This window comes from Kitasatospora sp. NPDC049285 (genome assembly GCF_040678815.1).
Classification (GTDB): Bacteria; Actinomycetota; Actinomycetes; order Streptomycetales; family Streptomycetaceae; genus Kitasatospora.
In genome coordinates this window covers 1-15775 of the sequence record NZ_JBFAQR010000065.1, presented here as the reverse complement: position 1 = coordinate 15775, position 15775 = coordinate 1, and the positions used below count along the sequence as shown (strand labels likewise).

Sequence of the window (15775 nt, the reverse complement as noted above, 5' to 3'; positions counted from 1 at the left end):
TGACGGCACGTCAGGAGGCGGGCCGGGTGGGCGAGCCCACCCGGTGCAGGGTGCCGTCCGGGTCCACGTAAGCGAACTCGCGCAGGCCGTAGTCGGTGTCGGCGGGGGCGACCAGGCGGCCCGGCACCGCGGCGGCGGCCCACTGCGCGTGCACGGCGTCCGCGTCGGAGACGTACAGGTAGACCACCGCGCCGGTGCGCGCCGGATCGTTCTCCGCCCACTCGGTCAGGTGCAGCTCGACGGCGCCGCGCGAGACGAACCCGTACCGCTCGCCGCCGGTGTAGGGCTCGGCGGCGAAGCCGAGCCGCCGGTACCGCTCCAGCGCGGCGTCCAGGTCCCGCACCGGCACCACCGGCGCCACGCGCTCGAACCGGACCTGGGCGGACGAGGACTGTTCGGACGAGGACTGTCCGGGGGAGCGCTGCGCGGGGGAGTGCTGCTCGGTCATCGTCGGTCTCCGGGTGTCAGGGGCGGGAGGCCCATCCTCGGTGGTGCAGGCGCTCGAAACCGTCGAGCAGGACGTCCAGCGCGAACTCGAACTCGAACTGATCGTCGCAGCCGCCGCCGACAGTCGAGTCGGGGTCGTGCGGGCGGGCCGTGGCGATCTCCACCAGGTGCGGGAAGTGCGCGGCCAGCTCGCGGAACTGGGCCTCCAGTTGGGCGGGGTCGGGCCCGGCGCCGGCGGGCGGGGCGGGGAACAGCTCCTGGGTGAAGCCCCACACCCGGCTGCCCAGGGCGTGCATCGCGTGGTGCGTCAGGTCGGCGGAGACGCCGCCGGTCCGGAAGAGGCCGATCACCGAGTCCAGGTAGCCGAGCACTGCCGGGGTGGGCCGGGTCCGGGTCTCGATCGCCCGGGACGCCCACGGGTGCCGCTGCAGCGCCGCCCGGGCGGAGAGGATCCGCGCGCGCACCCCGGCCCGCCAGCCGTCCCCGGCCTCCGGCGCGGCGATCTCGTGGACGATCACCTCGACCATCCCGTCGAGCAGTTCGTCCTTGTTGGCGACGTGCTTGTACAGCGCCATCGGCACCACACCCAGCTCCTGGGCCAGCCCGCGCATGCTCAGCGCCTCGATGCCGGTCCGGTCGGCGAGCTCCACCGCGGCGGCCAGCACCCGCCCGCGGTTGAGCGGCGGTCGGCGCGCGGGTTCCGGAGGTGGGGCCATCGGTGCAGAACCTCCCGGCGGGTGGACGGACGTTGACAGGTGTACGCGGTACACCCTACCTTTCGAGCAGAAGGTGTACGCCGTACACCTGGGTCGTGCGGCCCACCCTGTGCAAGGAGTCCCAGTGGCATCTCGGAGAAAGCTCGCGGCCGCCGCGGGCTTCTGCTACCTCCTCACCCACGTCACCGCCATCGGCGCGGTCGCCCTGTACGGCCCGGTGCTGCACGACACCGGCTACGTGCTCGGCGCCGGAGCCGACCACCGCGTGCTGCTGGGCGCGCTCGCCGAGGTGCTGCTGATGCTGGGCATCGTCGGCACCGCATGCACCCTCTACCCGGTGGTCCGCCGCCACCACGAGGCCGGCGCGATCGGCTACGCGGCGCTGCGGACGCTGGAGGCGGCGGTGATCGGCGTCGGCGTGGTCAGCCTGCTCGCCGTCGTGACGCTCCGTCAGCACCCGGTGGCCGGCACCGACCCGGGCGCGCTGCTCACCACCGCCCGCGGCCTGGTCGCCGTCCACGACTGGACGTTCCTGCTCGGCCCGAACTTCGTCTGCGGCGCCAACACCACGGTGCTCGCCTGGGTGATGTACCGCTCCCGCCTGGTGCCGCGGTACGTGGCGGTGCTCGGCCTGGTCGGCGGCCCGCTGCTGCTGGCCACCGCGACCGCCGAACTGTTCGGCCTCTACAGCCAGTTGTCACCGATCGGTGGCCTCGCCGCGCTCCCGACCTTCGCCTGGGAGATCACGCTGGCGCTGAACCTGCTGATCAAGGGCTTCCGCCCGGACGCGACGCCTGCCCCCGCCGATGCCGACTCCGGAGCGGTGCCCGTCCCGGCCTGAAGGTCGGCTGACCTCCCGTCAGCCGAAGTACCCGGCCGAGGCCGCCGCCAGGCCCAGGTACACCAGCGGGAAGGCGAGGTTGTGGAACACCCGGGCCCGCAGGTGCGCGGCGACGGCGCCGACGAAGAACAGCACCGGCCGCCCTGGACGCCGCGGCGCTGCACAGCGCGGAGGTGGCCGACGCGGTGCTCGTCCTCCTCGGCGCGCTCGCGCCCCGGCAGCGGGTGGGGTACGTGCTGCACGACCTGTTCGCCGTCCCGTTCGAGCAGGCGCGGCCGTCCTCGACGTCCGCCTGAACGGCGAAGTCCGGTCCGCCGTCGCCGAGTCGGCGGTGCGGACCGGATTTCGCCGCGGTCAGCGGGCGGTCAGGAGGCCTTCACCGTGCAGGCCGTCCCGTTCAGGGTGAACGCGGTCGGCGCGGTGTTGGCCGAGCTCCAGCTGCCGTTGAACCCGAAGGAGGTCGAACTCCCGGGCGCGAGAGCACCGTTGTAGGACATGTTGGTGACGGTGACCTTCGCTCCGCTCTGCGCGTACGCCGCGTTCCACATCGAGCCGACCTGCTGCCCGCCCGGGAACGTCCAGACCACCGTCCAGCCGTTGATCGCCGCCGAACCCCGGTTCACCAGCGTCACGTTGGCGCCGAAGCCGCCGCCCCACTGCGCGGTCACCGCGTAGTCCACCTCGCAGGCGGCACCGCTGGTCGGCGAGCTGGACGGGGACGGGGACGCGGAGGCGGAGGCCGAGGGCGAAGGAGTGGGCGAGGACGACGGCGACGGCGAGGACGAGGTGGAGACGGACGGCGACGGCGAGGGGGAGGCCCCGCCCGCGATGTCGCCGTACAGGATGCCGCGGCCGTTGCTGCCGACGTACACCCGGCCGTAGATCCGCGGGTCGCCGGTGATCGCGGCGCCGGTCCAACCCCACTGGTGCGCTTCGTCGTTGATCCGCACCCAGCTGGCGCCGGCGTCGTCCGAGCGGAAGATGCCGCGCACCCCGCCGACCTGGGCCGAGGAGTACAGCGCCGGGTAGGACGTGCCCGGGGCGGCCTTGCCGAAGCCGATGTCGTCGGCCTGGCCGACGCCCGCCAGCTTGGCGAAGGTCGCGCCGCCGTCGGTGGAGTGCCACAGGCCGTAGGCGGTGGTGGCGGTGCCGCCGGCCAGCCAGACGTCGCCCTTCACGCCGGGCAGCGCCTTGAAGCGGACGCCGTCGGCGGGCAGCCCGGTGGCCTTCGCGGTGAAGGTGGCGCCCGCGTCGGTGGAGACGTAGAAGGTGCCGGACGCGAAGCCGTAGAAGGTCTTCGGGTCGACCCGGTCGGCCTCCACGCTCGCGCCGGCGGGCAGCCCGGTGGCGGCGGTCCAGGAACCGCCGAAGCCGGTGGAGCGCTGGACGCCCGCGCCCTTCGGGCTCCACACCGTGGCGGAGCCGTCCGCGGCGAGGGCCACCTGGCCGCCGCCGGTCACGCCGGCCGGCTCGGCGGAGGCCGCGAACCAGTTGGCGCCGCCGTCGGTGGAGTAACCGATGTGCTTGCCGGTGGAACCCGACGCGGTGTCACCGACCCGCACCATGGTGGCCGGTGCGCCCTCCGCGAAGTCCAACGAGGTGCCGGAGGCGAAGTCGGGCTGGCTGAAGATCTTCGCCGGGACCTTGGTCAGGTCGTCGTGCCGGAACCCGCCCAGGTCGCCCAGCGCGCTCAGCAGCGGCGCCCCGGTCGGCGGCGAGACGAGGTCGTTGACGGCGGTCTCCTCCAAGCCCTTCACCACCGGCGCGATGGCCACCTTGCCACCGGAGCCGAAGGCGGTCAGGTTGGACGAGCCGTACAGGGTCGCACCGGTGCCGTACATCATCCGGTTCGAGTCGAACGGGTCGATCTCCAGCGACTCCGTCATCCACCCGAGCTTCGGGGCCTCCTCCGGCGGCGACGGGTTGGCGTTGAAGCCCAGCCACGGCACCGACGAGATGTCCATCGCGTACTGGTCGACCCGGGTCGGGTACCCGTTGTACGACCAGAACGGCTTCCAGGTGGCGCCCGAGTCGGTGGAGCGCCAGATCTGGGTGTCCGGCCACCACGAGCTGTAGCCCGTCACCATCAGCACGTTCGGGTGCTGGCGGTCGACGGTGAGCCCCGAGTAGCCGAAGTAGTTGTTGCTGCTGTCCGAGGACGGCACCGGGCTGACGTTGGACCAGGTCCCGCTGCCCGTCGCGTACTTCCACACGTCGCCGTGCGCGCCGTCGTACGGGCCGCCGGTGTCGCTGTACGACACGAACAGGTTGCCGCCGGACGCGTCCAGCACCGCCTTGTGCGGCACGAAGCCGGTCGGCTGGCCGCCGATCCGGGTCCAGGTCGAACCGCCGTCGTCCGAGCGGTACACGCTGTTCTGCTTGTCCGCGACGCCGACGAACACCGTCTTCGTCACGCCGTTCACGGTGCCGCTGCCCTGGTCGAACACCTCCCACAGGACGCCCAGCGGGTCGCTCTGGTAGCCGGAGGTGTCGGACGGGTCAGGGGCGTACGTGCCGGTGACCGGGACGCGCCGACCTTCGCCCAGGTCACGCCGTAGTCGGCGCTGCGCCACAGGCCGTTGCCGCTCGGCGCGCCGAACCACAGCACGGCGTCGTTGTTCGGGTCGATGGCCAGCCGCTCGCCCATGCCGCGGCCCGGCATGTTGCCGCCGACCTTGAACGGCAGGGCGGTGCGCTGCCAGGTCGCGCCCTGGTCGGTGGAGCGCAGGATCGCCCCGTTCGCCGGGTCCCAGCTGTTGGTGTAGCTGCCCGCCGCCACGTAGACCCGCTTCGGGTCCTTGGCATCGGTGGCGAGGCTGGCCACCCCGGTGAGGTTCCAGTCGCTCCAGCCGATCGAGTCAAGCAGCGGGATCCACTGCTTGGTCGCCGGGTCCTGCCGGTACGCGCCGCCGACGTCGGTCCGCGCGTACACCAGGCCCTTCTGCCCCTGGTTGAAGACGATGCCCGGGACGAACCCGCCACCGCCGATCTGCGCGTTGGTCCAGCTGTACGCCTGCGCGGCCACGGTGGCCCCGGCGGACGACCCGGTCGCACTCGCCGTCAGTTGCGGCAGTGCCGCGGTCACCACGCAGGCGGCCAGGGCGGCGGCGGAGGCCGTCGCCGCTAGCAGCGGACGCCGCCGCGGCCCGGCGGCGGGCGGGCGGCCCGGCAGCCGCCGTTCGAGGAGGACTGGACGCATCTGGGGACTCTCCCGGCTCGGGGGGTGGGGGCCTCCAGAAAGCGGTCAAGCGGTTCGACGCGGCAAGGCCGGCACCGCCGAAGCCACCTGCGGCGCAGGTCGACGGCGGGCCGGTCCTGAAACGTTCACGCCTGACGCCGCGTCATGCTCCCGGCCCGCGGCGGTCGTCTGACCTGTGGGAATCGTCGGAGCCGTCGATGGAGCCGTTCGGTCGGTCGGAGTCGTCGAAGCGGTCGAATCCGTCGGACGGGTCGGCTACGGCGTGGCGGTCCAGGCGGGGAGGGTGGGGAGGACGGTCTCGCCGAGCCGGCGGACGACGGAGATGTCCGGGGACGTCGCGTCCTGGCGGAACACGGCGATCTCGAAGCTGGGGCCGTTCGGGGCGGCGAGGTCCTGAGCGACCATCAGGTGGCGGACCACGGGGCCGCCGCCGGTGGTGGCCTTGCCGTTCGCGTCCGCGCCGAAGGTCATCGCGTGGTCGACGTACTCGACGGCCGGGCGGCCGAGGACGGTCGTGCGGGTGGGGAGGAACTGCGGCATGTCGGCGATGTCCTCGACCGACAGGGAGGGGCTGGCGGTGAGCACCACCACGGAGTGCGTCAGGCGCACCTCGGCCGACGCGTCCTTGCCGAACGCGAACGGGGCCGGCTGGGCGATGGAGACCCGGTCGTCGGGGGTGCCGAGCAGGGTGGGCAGGTCGGGGCGGTTGAGCGCGGCGCACAGCGCCGGGTAGCCGGCCGCGGTCTGGGGACCGGGGGTCGCGCAGACGGCCGGCTTCCCGTCCGCCCCGGCGGTGTCGCCGAGTTGGCCGAGCCCCCAGAGGCCGCCGAGCACGACACCGGTCAGCCCGACCGCGGCGACCGCCTGCAGGCTCGCGTTCCTGATCCCCTTGCCGTCCATCAGACCGCCCGTTCCCCCCGGTTGTGCCGGCTGCCCGCCACTGCTCGGCGGCACCCTCGGCCGGGTGATCATAGGCGGCGGCCGTTCGACCCGTCGCGTGGGTTTCGCCGGGCCGGGCGGTCGTTCACGCCTGCGGGTCGCGCAGGCCCACCGCGTCGTGGCGCCAGAACGGCTCGGAGTAGACCAGGGTGCCCGTCATCCAGGGCTCGTGGGCGGGGAGCCGGACGACCTGGAAGGCGGCGTCGGGGATGCGCAACGAGGGCTTGCGGAAGCCGAGTTCGCCTGCGGGGGCGAAGCCGAGGCGCCGGTAGTAGCCGGGATCGCCCTCCAGGAACAGCAGCGGCGCCGACCGTTCGGCGGCCAGCTCCCGCACGCGTCGCACCAGGGCGGCGCCCACGCCGCGCCGCTGGAAGCCCGGCAGCACGGCGAGCGGGCTCAGCACCTGGACGTCCACCAGGCGGCGCGGCGAGTCCAGCAGGCACCGGGTGGCCATGACGTGCCCGACCACCCGCCCGTCCGCCTCCGCCACCAGCGACAGCCCGTCCCCGGCCGCCACCAGCTCCCGCAGACTCCCCACCAACCCGGCCACCACCGGCCCGTGCCCGCCGAACGCCGCCAGGTGAAGGTCCCGCACCGCCGGCCCGTCGCCCGCCCGCTCGTCACGCAGCTCCATGCCGGGGAGCTTAGGGCGTGGCCCTGACAGGCGGGAGGATCCTCGCAGCGGGCGAACGGGTGTTCTAGGATCGGGGCCGTCCGTAGCGGGAACAGTCGAGGGGCGGGGCCGGTCATGGCGGAGATCGTGTTGTTTCACCACGCGTTGGGGCTGACGCCCGGCGTGCTCGGGTTCGCCGACCAGCTCGGGGCGGCGGGGCACACCGTGCACACGCCGGACCTGTTCGAGGGCCGGGTCTTCGAGTCGATCGAGGAGGGCGTGGCGCACGCCCAGGAGGTGGGCTTCGGGGAGATCGTCGGGCGCGGCGTGCGCGCGGTGGCGGAGCTGCCCCGGGAGGTCGTCTACGCGGGCTTCTCGCTCGGCGTGCTCCCCGCGCAGATGCTGGCGCAGACCCGGGCGGGTGCGCAGGGGGCGTTGCTGCTGTCGGGCTGCGTGCCGGTGACGGAGTTCGGCGAGACCTGGCCGGACGGCGTGCCGGTGCAGGTGCACGCGATGGCGGGCGACCCGTACTTCGCGGAGGACGAGGCGGCCGCCCGCGCGCTGGTCGAGGAGGCCGCCGACGCCGAGCTGGTCATCTACCCGGGCGACCGCCACCTGTTCGCGGACGCCTCGCTGCCCTCGTACGACCCGAAGGCCGCACTGCTGCTCACCCAGCGCGTGATCGAGTTCCTCGACGCGAGGTGACGGCCGGGTGACGCCGCGCGGCCCGCTCCCGTACCCCCGAGGGGGGCAGGAGCGGGCGGCGCAGCGGTCAGCAGGACTGACGGACCACCAGGTGGGTGGGGAGGACGACCGAGCGGGTGGGGCAGGGGTCGTGGAGGAGCTCGACCGCGCGGGCGCCGAGGTCCTCGACGGGCTGGCGGACGGTGGTCAGGCCGGGGCGGGAGCGGGCGGCGGCGGGGGCGTCGTCGAAACCGATCACGGCGACGTCGTCCGGGACCTTCCGGCCGAGGCGGTGCAGGGCCCGTAGCGCGCCCATCGCCATCGCGTCGGACGCGGCGAACACCGCGTCCAGGTCCGGTCGTTGGTCGAGCAGGCGGAGCATCGCGTGTTCGCCGGAGCGGGTGCCGAAGTCGCCGTAGGCGACGGTGCAGCGGGTCGGGTCGCCGTGTTCCAGCAGGGACCGGCGGTAGCCGGCCAGCCGGTCGGCGCCCGCGGCGGTGTCGGGCGGTCCGGCGATGGTGGTGACGACCCGTCGGCCGGCCTGGTGCAGCAGTCGGACGGCGGCCTGCGCGCCGCGCAGGTTGTCGGCGTCCACGTGCGCGACGCTCTGCGGCTGCGGCGGGCGGCCGAGCGCGACCACCGGGACGCCCGCCGCGCGCAGCAGGCCGGGCAGCGCCGGGTCGCTCCACCGTCCGACCAGCAGCACGCCGTCCACGTGGCCGCCGCACAGGTAGCGCACCAGCGACGGCCTGGCCGGTCCGGGGACGGCGGTGAGGACGACCAACTCGCGCTCCGGGAGGGCGCGTTGGGCACCCGCCAGGAGTCGGACGGGGAACGGGTCGGCGTGGTACGGCAGCAGGTCGGCGAAGACCACCACGGCGATCGCGCCGGTGTCGCGGGCCGCCGCGGCGGGGGCCCGCCGACGGACGTACGCGAGCTCGCGGGCGGCGTGCTCGACCCGGGCGGCGACCTCGGGGGAGACCGGCGCGGAGCGGTTGAGCACCCGGGACGCGGTGGCGCTGGAGACGCCGGCGCGGGCCGCGACCTCGGCCAGGGTGGGACCGGGGCCTTCGGCCCGGCCGACGGGGGTCGGGAACGGGTGAGGGAGCGGGTGAGCTGGCAACACGGGCCGCCCTTCCTGGCGCGGAGTGGGGGATGCCGTGGCCACCCGCCCGGGGCCACCGTGACCGCACCGTAGGCGCGTGGTCGGTGGACCGTCAAGGGTCTGGACGGCACCGAACCCGCCGGTAGCGGCGCATGCGCCACGCGCCGGGAGGATCGGCCGGAAACGGGTACTTGACGGACCGCCAGCTCGCCGGAGCGATCCGGCGGGAGCCGGCTCACCCGTCCGGGTCGCCGGACTCGCGGCGCGCCCGCCGCCCCGGAAGGGTGGCCGGAAGGCAGCGGGACGACCGCGGGGACGGACGCCCGACGGGTCCGGGACGGGTCCGGAGAGGGGCAGCGGTGCACGGGCGAGCGGAGCGACCCGACTGGGCCGAGGCGCTGCGACGCACCGTCAGCCGGCTGCACGAGGAGAACCGTCGGGTGATGCGGCCCGAGCCGCCGGACGAGCAGCAGCCGCTGGTCCCGGAGGCGGAGCTGGACCCGGAACTGGCCCGCCCGCCCGACGACGACCTGCACCGCCTGCTGGACGCCGTCCCGCAGGCGGCGGTGCTCGCCGAGCCGGTGCTCGGCCCGGACGGCGCCGTCCGCGACCTGGCCGTGGTGCTGGTCAACGAGGCCGCCGCCCGGCACCCGTACCACCCGGAGGTGGTGCGGCGCCCGCGGGCGGGCGGCCAGGGCGTGTCGCTGCGCGAGGCGTACCCGGGGCTGTACAGCGGGGAGTGGGCGCGCGCCGTCGACACGGTGCTGCGGACCGGTCTCGCGGCCCGCGAGGTCCCCGTCGAGTGGCACACGCCGCGCCCCGACGGCACCCGGCGCACCCGGCGGGAGCGGCTCACCGCGCACCGGCTCGGCCGGCGGCTGCTCCTGCTGTGGACCGACGACCAGACCGAGGAGATCGCCCGCGCCGCGCAGCGGATCGCCCGGGTCGGCTGGGCCGAGTGGAGCGTGCGCGACGGCCGCTTCGACGTCTCGCCGGGCTTCGCCGAACTGCTCGGGCGGCCCCCGGACGCGCCGCCGCCGACCCCGCTCCAGGCCCTCGCCCGGGTCACCGAGACCGCCCGCCCCGCGCTCTACCGCGACCTCGACCGGCTGCTCGCCACCGGCCAGGACCTCGACGTGCTGACCGAGCTGTACGGCTCCGGCCGGCCGCGCCGGGTCCGGCTGGTCGCGGAGGCCGTCCGGGACGACGACGGCCGGCTGGTCGAGGGCCTGCGGGTCGTCCTGCAGGACGTCACCGAGCTGTCGGAGAGCCGTCGGCGGCTGCGCGAACAGCAGGACGAGACCGAGCGGCAGGCCCGCCGCGCCGACGCCGAGCACGACGTGGTGCAGCGGCTCCAGGACGCCCTGCAGCCCCGCTCCGCCCGCCTCACCGGACTGGGCGTCAGCACCGCCGCCGCCTACCGCCCGGCTGAGGCGCGGATCGGCGGCGACTGGTTCAAGGTGCGTCAACTCCCCGACGGGCAGCTGCTGTTCGCGGTCGGCGACGCGCGCGGACACGGGCTGGACGCGGTCGCCCTGATGTCCACGCTGCGGCACGCGCTGGCCGGACTCGCCTTCACCGGGGCACTGGTCGAGTCACTCGGCGGGTGGCTCAACCAGATCGCCTGCGACGACGGCGAGGAGTCCACCGCCACCGCCGTCGTCTCCCGCTACTACCCCGGCCGCCGACTGCTGCGCTGGATCTGCGCAGGCCACCCCCCGCCGGTGCTGCTCCGCGACGGCGCGGCGGTCCTGCTCGAGGCCGGGGGAGACCCCGCGTTCGGCGTCCTCCCCGACGTCCGCTACACCGCCGTGGAGACCTGGATCCACCCCGGCGACACCGTGCTGCTCTACACCGACGGCCTGGTCGAACGGCGCGACCAGGACATCGACGACCGCCTCGCCGCCCTGCGCGCCGCCGTCACCGCGCACGCCGCCGAACCCGTCCTCCAGGACCTGGTGGACGCCGTGGTGCACACCATGTCCGGGCCGCTCTCGGAGGACGACGCCACCCTGCTGGCCGTCCGCTTCGAGCGCTGACGCCCGGTCAGTCCTCGTCGTCGGCCGATGCGTCGTCGTCCACGTCGTCCCCGTCCGGATCGTCCTCGTCCGGGTCGTCGTCCGTGAGGAAGACGGCGGCCAGCCGGGGCAGTCGGCGGTGCATCTCGTCCTCGTCGTCGAAGTCGAAGTCCTCGCCCAGGTCCTCGTCGGACTCCCGGACCTGCAGGCCGTGCCGCTCCAGGTGCGCGCGGTACTCGGCCTCGAACCGGCCGCGGTCGCCGGTGCGGCGCTGGTAGGCGTACGAGGCCGCGTAGTTGACGTCCTCGTAGAAGAACAGCTCCTCCGCCTGCGCGCCGTCGCCCGCCATCGCCGGGTGGTCGGCCAGCGCGTCCGGGTCCGCGGCGGCGCGCTCGTACCAGGTGCGGCCCTGGGCGATCAGGCCCGCCCGGAAGTCCATGAAGCTGTCGTCCGAGCAGCCCCCGCCGACCAGGTACGCCGCCGCCCACAGGTCCCAGCGGTACACCGCGGCGTGCAGCCGGTCGAAGTGCGCCTCGTAGGCCAGGATCTCCGCCTCCGGGCGGGCCGCCAGCAGCTCCACCAGCGCCTCGTCGAACGGCCGCTGAGGGCCGCTCACCTCGCGCGCGGAGTCGATCAGCTGCCAGAACTCGTCGATGTCCATGCCCGGCAGCCTGCCAGGCCGGTCCGACAGTACGACGAAAGCGGCCGTCCCGTCGCCGCCCGGGGAGGGGAGAAGGACGGCGGCGGGACGGCCGGACTCGGGGTGACGCCCCGTCAGGCGACGGGGCCCGGCGTCAGCGGTGCGGGACGACGGCGACCGGGGACTCCGCGTGGTGGATCACCGCGTGGGCGACCGAGCCGAGGCGGGTGCGCAGCGGCAGGCCGCGGACCCGGCGGCCGACCACCACCAGGTCGGCCTGGGCGGAGGCCTCCACCAGCGCGGCCGCGCCGCCGCCGGTGCGGATGTCCTCCAGGACGAGGGTGCGCGGGTACTTCTCCCGCCACGGGGCGACCGCCTCGGCGACCATGCCCGCGGCGAGGGTGCCGAGCTCCTGCCGCTCGGTCTCCACCGGGATCCAGCCCGCGTAGCCGTAGACCGGCGGCAGCTCCCAGCCGTGCACCACGCGCACCCGGGCACCGCGCAGCGCCGCCTCCTCGAAGGCGAACTCCATGACGGGGACGGCCGGTTCGAGCGCGTCCAGGCCGACCACCACCTCCGGCTCGCGCTCCTCCGGCTCCGGCCGACCCTCGCGGACCAGCACCACCGGGGTCTCGGAGCGCCCCGCCACGCCCAGGCTGACCGAGCCGACCAGCAGGCCGCGGAAGCCGCCCAGGCCGCGGGTGCCGATCACCAGCAGCTGGCCCTGCTCGGCGGCCTCGGACAGGCCGTCGATCGCCGCGTCCGACACCAGGTCGGTGGAGACCGCCAAGCCCGGGTAGGCCGCGGTCAGCTCCTGCGCCACCTCGTCCAGCATCGTCAGCGCGCCCGTGGCCAGGTCCTCGGCCTTCACCAGGTCGTTGGCTTTCCGACCCAGATACGGCCAGGCGTGCAGCAGCCGCAGCGGCGCACCGCGCCGGCCGGCCTCCTGGGCGGCCCAATGCGCGGCGGCCCGGCTGCGGACCGAGGCGTCGACGGCGGCGAGGACGGGACGAGTCATGACACTGCCTTCCCAGGTGCGAGCCCCTACCGGGCCCCTTCGCCCGGTACGGGGTCGCCACCCACCCTTCTCCCCCCTCCGAGGGCCCGCAAGGGTCGGCGGACCCGCCCGGCAGGGCCATTGGTCCCGGGTCCCGTAGCCCGGGTCCAAGGCCCCTGCCGGTGCGGGGCTTCGGTCGGCACGCTGGAGACAGCGGACATCTCCGGACCGTTCCGGACGAATCATCGGGAGGCGACCGACATGACCATCGACCACGCCCCGGCCCCCGTCGACCCCACCGCCCTGGCGCACCGCGTCGCCGAGCGGATCGTCGAGCTCGGCCTCAGCGAACCCGAGGCCGCGGCCCGGGCCGGCATGTCGACCGCGTACCTGCGCGGGCTCCTCACCCTCGGCCGCGACTTCGACCCCCCGGCGCTGCTGCGCCTGGCCGGCGTGCTGGACCTCGAGGCGCTGGTCGAGCGCGCCGGCCCGCCGCCCGCGCAGGACGGTCCCGTGCCGGCCGGGCCGCCCGTGCTCGGCGTCCTCACCGTGGCCGAGTGCTGGCGGCGGCTCGGCGCGGACGGTCTCGGCCGGATCGCCCGCACCACGCCCGCCGGCCCGGTGGTGTGCCCCGTCGGCTACCTGGTGCACGAGCACGCCGTCCTCTACCGCACCGCGGAGGGCGGCGCCCTCGCCCCCGGCCCCGGCGGCGACGCGGCCTTCGAGGTCGACCGCGCCGACCGCGACCGCCGCGAGGGCTGGAGCGTGCTGATGATCGGCCCGCTCGCCCACGTGACCGACCGCAGGCTCCTCGCCGACCTCCCGCGCCCCACCGAACCCGGCCGCTGGGTCCACCTGACCCCGACCACCGTCACCGGCCGGACCATCGCCGGGCGGTAAGGCCCGTCGTCGCCCTCGCTCTGCCTCACGCCACCCGGCGCGGACGGCCCGACCGAGCGGGTCCGGGTGATCGCCCCCGCCGCCTGGTCGGGTTCGAACTGAGCCCGCGGCCCGCCGCGCGGGGGGTTGGTTGCGGAGGAACCCCGGCGACGAGATATCTTGACATCAAGACGTTGTAGACGTGGAAGCTGGAGCAACGGTGACTGACTCGACCATCATCTATACCCACACTGACGAGGCCCCCGCCCTCGCCACGTACTCGTTCCTGCCGGTGGTCCAGGCGTACGCCTCCACCGCGGGCGTGAGCGTGGAGACCCGCGACATCTCGCTGGCCGGTCGGATCATCGCCGTCTTCCCGGAGTACCTCCAGGAGGAGCAGCGCATCGCCGACGCGCTCACCGAGCTGGGCGAGCTGGCCAAGACCCCCGGCGCGAACATCATCAAGCTGCCGAACGTCTCGGCCTCCATCCCGCAGCTCAAGGCCGCCATCGCCGAGCTGCAGGCCCAGGGCTACGCCCTGCCGGACTACCCGGACGAGCCGAAGACCGACGAGGAGCGTGACGTCCGCGTCCGCTACGACAAGATCAAGGGCTCCGCGGTCAACCCGGTGCTGCGCGAGGGCAACTCCGACCGCCGCGCGCCGCTGTCGGTGAAGAACTACGCCAAGACCCACCCGCACCGGATGGGCGCCTGGACGGCCGACTCCAAGACCAACGTCGCCACCATGGGCGTCAACGACTTCCGGTCCACCGAGAAGTCGACCGTGATCGCCGCCGACGGTGCGCTGCGCATCGAGCTGGTCGGCGAGGACGGCGCCGTCACCGTGCTGCGCGAGAAGGTCCCGGTGCTGGCCGGCGAGGTCGTCGACGCCTCGGTCATGCGCGCCGCCGCGCTGAACGAGTTCCTGGCCGCGCAGGTCGCCCGCGCCAAGGCCGAGGGCGTGCTGTTCTCGGTGCACCTCAAGGCCACCATGATGAAGGTCTCCGACCCGATCCTGTTCGGCCACGTGGTGCGCGCCTTCTTCCCGAAGACCTTCGCCGCCTTCGGTGCCGACCTGGCGGCCGCCGGCCTCAACCCGAACAACGGCCTCGGCGGCATCCTGGCCGGCCTCGACAAGCTGCCGAACGGCGCCGAGATCAAGGCCTCCTTCGACGCCGAGATCGCGGACGGCCCGGCGCTCGCCATGGTCGACTCCGACAAGGGCATCACCAACCTGCACGTCCCCAGCGACGTCATCGTCGACGCCTCGATGCCGGCCATGATCCGCACCTCCGGCCACATGTGGGGCCCGGACGGCCAGGAGGCCGACACCCTGGCCGTGCTGCCGGACAGCAGCTACGCGGGCGTCTACCAGGCCGTCATCGACGACTGCCGCGCCAACGGCGCCCTCGACCCGGCCACCATCGGCTCGGTCCCGAACGTCGGCCTGATGGCCCAGGCCGCCGAGGAGTACGGCAGCCACGACAAGACCTTCGAGATCGCCGCCGCCGGCACCGTCCGCCTGGTCGACGCGAACGGCGAGACCGTCCTCGAGCAGCCCGTCCAGGTCGGCGACATCTTCCGCGCCTGCCAGACCAAGGACCTGCCGATCCAGGACTGGGTCAAGCTGGCCGTCACCCGCGCCCGCGCCACCGGCGACCCGGCCGTGTTCTGGCTGGACGAGGGCCGCGCGCACGACGCCGTGCTGATCGAGAAGGTCAAGCAGTACCTGCCGGAGCACGACACCACCGGCCTGACCATCGAGATCCTGTCCCCGGTCGAGGCCACCAAGCTCTCCCTGGAGCGCATCCGCCGCGGCGAGAACACCATCTCGGTCACCGGCAACGTGCTGCGCGACTACCTGACCGACCTGTTCCCGATCCTGGAGCTGGGCACCAGCGCCAAGATGCTGTCGGTCGTCCCGCTGATGGCGGGCGGCGGCCTGTTCGAGACCGGCGCCGGCGGCTCCGCCCCGAAGCACGTCCAGCAGCTGGTCAAGGAGAACTACCTGCGCTGGGACTCGCTCGGCGAGTTCTTCGCGCTGGCCGCCTCCTTCGAGCACCTCGCCACCACCGCCGGCAACGCCCGCGCCCAGATCCTCGCGGACACCCTGGACCGCGCCACCGGCACCTTCCTCAACGAGGACAAGTCGCCCTCGCGCCGCCTCGGCGGCATCGACAACCGCGGCAGCCACTTCTACCTGGCCACCTACTGGGCCCAGGAGCTGGCGAAGCAGACCGAGGACGCCGAGCTCGCCGCCGCGTTCGCCCCGCTCGCCCGGACCCTGACCGAGCAGGAGCAGACCATCGTCGACGAGCTGATCGCGGTCCAGGGCTCGGCCGTGGACCTCGGCGGCTACTACCAGCCGGACCCGGCCAAGGCCGCCGCCGTGATGCGCCCGTCGAAGACCTTCAACGACGCGCTGGGCTCGCTGGCCTGACGCACCGTCGGCCGAACCGGCCGATCGGACCTCGACGCCGCCGTGGAGCGCCCCGCAAGGGGCCTCCCGGCGGCGTTCGGCGTTTCCGGGACGACACACCGCTGCTCCGAACTTGTTCGCTACGAACACGTTCGTTACGCTCGAAGGGAAGCGACGACCAGAAGGAATCTCAATGATCGTGTCAAGCCGTCTGCGTGACCGACGGGGCGGAGGTGAACAGCCTCTTGTCACGCAGCATCGCCCACAGCACATCGACA

13 protein-coding genes and 2 pseudogenes are annotated in these 15775 nt (G+C 74.2%); 6 read left to right on the top strand and 9 right to left on the bottom strand.

Features of this window, described 5'->3' with window-relative positions; translation table 11 throughout:
• Window positions 1–10 precede the first annotated feature (10 nt).
• The gene (locus tag AB0K51_RS29340; RefSeq protein WP_363460306.1) at window positions 11–448 is read right to left on the bottom strand and encodes a VOC family protein; all 438 of its coding nucleotides are present in this window, start codon (window positions 446–448) and stop codon (window positions 11–13) included.
• A 16-nt stretch (window positions 449–464) separates the two neighbouring features.
• The gene (locus AB0K51_RS29335; RefSeq protein WP_363460304.1) at window positions 465–1163 is read right to left on the bottom strand and encodes a TetR/AcrR family transcriptional regulator C-terminal domain-containing protein; all 699 of its coding nucleotides are present in this window, start codon (window positions 1161–1163) and stop codon (window positions 465–467) included.
• Between the two features lie 124 nt (window positions 1164–1287).
• Between AB0K51_RS29335 and AB0K51_RS29330 the strand changes: the two genes are divergently transcribed.
• Window positions 1288–2004: a DUF4386 domain-containing protein gene (locus tag AB0K51_RS29330; protein WP_363460302.1), complete on the top strand. Its 717-nt coding sequence runs from the start codon at window positions 1288–1290 to the stop codon at window positions 2002–2004.
• Window positions 2005–2022: 18 nt separating this feature from the next.
• Here AB0K51_RS29330 and AB0K51_RS29325 read toward each other — a convergent pair.
• A pseudogene (locus AB0K51_RS29325) lies at window positions 2023–2139 on the bottom strand (DoxX family protein); the annotation flags it as partial.
• 38 nt (window positions 2140–2177) lie between these two features.
• Here AB0K51_RS29325 and AB0K51_RS29320 point away from each other — a divergent pair.
• Complete coding sequence (locus AB0K51_RS29320) at window positions 2178–2300, top strand: hypothetical protein (protein WP_363460300.1); 123 nt, start codon at window positions 2178–2180, stop codon at window positions 2298–2300.
• Window positions 2301–2369: 69 nt separating this feature from the next.
• Here the strand turns inward: AB0K51_RS29320 and AB0K51_RS29315 are convergent.
• The 3 genes and pseudogenes from AB0K51_RS29315 to AB0K51_RS29305 all read right to left on the bottom strand — a co-directional run bounded on the left by AB0K51_RS29315 (window position 2370) and on the right by AB0K51_RS29305 (window position 6776).
• A pseudogene (locus AB0K51_RS29315) lies at window positions 2370–5092 on the bottom strand (cellulose binding domain-containing protein).
• Window positions 5093–5458: 366 nt separating this feature from the next.
• A complete protein-coding gene (locus AB0K51_RS29310; protein WP_363460298.1) occupies window positions 5459–6103 on the bottom strand; it encodes a DUF6215 domain-containing protein in 645 nt (214 codons plus the stop codon).
• A 124-nt stretch (window positions 6104–6227) separates the two neighbouring features.
• Entirely contained in the window at window positions 6228–6776 is a 549-nt protein-coding gene (locus AB0K51_RS29305) for an N-acetyltransferase (RefSeq protein ID WP_363460296.1), read from the bottom strand.
• A gap of 114 nt (window positions 6777–6890) precedes the next feature.
• Between AB0K51_RS29305 and AB0K51_RS29300 the strand changes: the two genes are divergently transcribed.
• Complete coding sequence (locus tag AB0K51_RS29300) at window positions 6891–7460, top strand: dienelactone hydrolase family protein (RefSeq protein WP_363460294.1); 570 nt, start codon at window positions 6891–6893, stop codon at window positions 7458–7460.
• 67 nt (window positions 7461–7527) lie between these two features.
• Here AB0K51_RS29300 and AB0K51_RS29295 read toward each other — a convergent pair whose 3' ends face one another.
• Complete coding sequence (locus AB0K51_RS29295; RefSeq protein WP_363460292.1) at window positions 7528–8565, bottom strand: LacI family DNA-binding transcriptional regulator; 1038 nt, start codon at window positions 8563–8565, stop codon at window positions 7528–7530.
• A 338-nt stretch (window positions 8566–8903) separates the two neighbouring features.
• Here AB0K51_RS29295 and AB0K51_RS29290 point away from each other — a divergent pair, with 338 nt between their 5' ends.
• On the top strand, window positions 8904–10583 hold the full coding sequence (locus AB0K51_RS29290) for a SpoIIE family protein phosphatase (protein ID WP_363460290.1): 1680 nt from the start codon (window positions 8904–8906) through the stop codon (window positions 10581–10583).
• A gap of 7 nt (window positions 10584–10590) precedes the next feature.
• Here AB0K51_RS29290 and AB0K51_RS29285 read toward each other — a convergent pair whose 3' ends face one another.
• Both AB0K51_RS29285 and AB0K51_RS29280 read right to left on the bottom strand, forming a co-directional pair.
• Complete coding sequence (locus tag AB0K51_RS29285; protein WP_363460289.1) at window positions 10591–11223, bottom strand: DUF4240 domain-containing protein; 633 nt, start codon at window positions 11221–11223, stop codon at window positions 10591–10593.
• Between the two features lie 133 nt (window positions 11224–11356).
• Window positions 11357–12220 carry a universal stress protein gene (locus tag AB0K51_RS29280; RefSeq protein ID WP_363460287.1) on the bottom strand — a complete coding sequence of 288 codons (864 nt, stop codon included), beginning with the start codon at window positions 12218–12220 and terminating at the stop codon, window positions 11357–11359.
• Window positions 12221–12460: 240 nt separating this feature from the next.
• On the opposite strand from AB0K51_RS29280, the gene AB0K51_RS29275 reads away from it, so the two are divergent.
• On the top strand, window positions 12461–13099 hold the full coding sequence (locus tag AB0K51_RS29275) for a pyridoxamine 5'-phosphate oxidase family protein (protein WP_363460285.1): 639 nt from the start codon (window positions 12461–12463) through the stop codon (window positions 13097–13099).
• Between the two features lie 199 nt (window positions 13100–13298).
• Entirely contained in the window at window positions 13299–15518 is a 2220-nt protein-coding gene (locus AB0K51_RS29270) for an NADP-dependent isocitrate dehydrogenase (RefSeq protein WP_363460283.1), read from the top strand.
• Window positions 15519–15775 lie beyond the last annotated feature (257 nt).

Coding starts and splice junctions, on each gene's coding strand:
- AB0K51_RS29340 (WP_363460306.1), bottom strand. CDS start 448: ATGACCGAGCAGCACTCCCCCGCGCAGCGCTCCCCCGGACAGTCCTCG.
- AB0K51_RS29335 (WP_363460304.1), bottom strand. CDS start 1,163: ATGGCCCCACCTCCGGAACCCGCGCGCCGACCGCCGCTCAACCGCGGG.
- AB0K51_RS29310 (WP_363460298.1), bottom strand. CDS start 6,103: ATGGACGGCAAGGGGATCAGGAACGCGAGCCTGCAGGCGGTCGCCGCG.
- AB0K51_RS29305 (WP_363460296.1), bottom strand. CDS start 6,776: ATGGAGCTGCGTGACGAGCGGGCGGGCGACGGGCCGGCGGTGCGGGAC.
- AB0K51_RS29300 (WP_363460294.1), top strand. CDS start 6,891: ATGGCGGAGATCGTGTTGTTTCACCACGCGTTGGGGCTGACGCCCGGC.
- AB0K51_RS29285 (WP_363460289.1), bottom strand. CDS start 11,223: ATGGACATCGACGAGTTCTGGCAGCTGATCGACTCCGCGCGCGAGGTG.
- AB0K51_RS29280 (WP_363460287.1), bottom strand. CDS start 12,220: ATGACTCGTCCCGTCCTCGCCGCCGTCGACGCCTCGGTCCGCAGCCGG.
- AB0K51_RS29275 (WP_363460285.1), top strand. CDS start 12,461: ATGACCATCGACCACGCCCCGGCCCCCGTCGACCCCACCGCCCTGGCG.